This is a genomic window from Vibrio sp. YT-19(2023) (genome assembly GCF_033337395.1).
The window spans coordinates 1-624 of the sequence record NZ_JAWOQN010000690.1 but is presented as its reverse complement, the minus strand read 5'-3'; the positions used below and the strand labels follow the sequence as shown (position 1 = coordinate 624).

1 protein-coding gene and 1 pseudogene are annotated in these 624 nt (G+C 45.4%); both read left to right on the top strand.

Annotated features, from left to right (window positions below; all coding sequences use genetic code 11):
• A partial coding sequence (locus R7E78_RS27905; RefSeq protein WP_318058858.1) for an AI-2E family transporter occupies positions 1-379 on the top strand: 379 nt, incomplete at its 5' end.
• An 86-nt stretch (positions 380-465) separates the two neighbouring features.
• Positions 466-624, top strand: a pseudogene (locus tag R7E78_RS27900) (16S rRNA methyltransferase); the annotation flags it as partial.

Below are 624 nucleotides of genomic sequence, written 5' to 3'. Positions count from 1 at the left end.
GCTAGCTGGCTTCCCTGGCCTATTCTGGGGCACCATGATGGGCTTTGCTTCCTTCATTCCAGTTGTCGGTACGGCTTTGATCTGGATACCAGCCGCCGCGTACTTGTTCCTCACCGGTGATATGACGTGGGCAATCTTCCTAACCGCATGGAGTGTAGTCATTGTCGGTTCGATTGATAACTTGCTGCGTCCATTGTTGATGCAAGGCAGCGCAGGCATGAATACCTTAATGATTTTCTTCTCATTATTAGGCGGTTTGCACTTATTTGGTTTGATTGGTTTGATTTATGGCCCACTGATTTTTGCGGTCACCATGGTGCTGTTTAATATCTATGAAGAGGAATTCAAAGACTTTCTCAACCAACAAGACAACAGCTAGCCGCTACTGAATAGTAAGCAACAGCTTCAAGCTTGGGCCAGATTGTGCGAAAATCTGGCCCTAATTATTTCTGATGAACCAAATTTATGTCTGCTTATATCGCTCCAAGCCAAATCGCTCAGCGTCAGCTAGAGTACTTCAACGGAAAACATGTTTTAGTTGCAGGTGAAGTCGAAGATATGTTCCCTCTGGAACTGACCGCACACTGTGAATCGGTCGAAGTCTTTACTTCAAACTACAGCTAT